Source organism: Nocardia amamiensis, from assembly GCF_015477605.1.
Classification (GTDB): domain Bacteria; phylum Actinomycetota; class Actinomycetes; order Mycobacteriales; family Mycobacteriaceae; genus Nocardia; species Nocardia amamiensis_A.
In genome coordinates this window covers 1-247 of record NZ_JADLQX010000390.1, presented here as the reverse complement: position 1 = coordinate 247, position 247 = coordinate 1, and the positions used below count along the sequence as shown (strand labels likewise).

Annotated in this window: 1 pseudogene; it reads left to right on the top strand. The window is 64.4% G+C overall.

The features are described from left to right. Positions 1-56: 56 nt before the first annotated feature. A pseudogene (locus IU459_RS38235) lies at positions 57-247 on the top strand (hypothetical protein); the annotation flags it as partial.

Sequence of the window (247 nt, the reverse complement as noted above, 5' to 3'; positions counted from 1 at the left end):
CTGCTCCCATCGCTCGATGGTGATGGGAGCCTGTATTGGCGAGGAGAACGTTCGACGTGGTCGATATCGTCGAGATCTTGGTTCACTGGCATGCGGGTCGTTCGCAGAGCCAGATCGCGACCAGCCTCGGGCTGGACCGCAAAACAGTGAAGAAGTATGTGGACCCGGCGATCGCGGCCGGGTTGTCACCGGGCGGGCCGCAGCGCTCGCCCGCGGAGTGGAGCGAGCTGGTGCGGCAGTGGTTTCC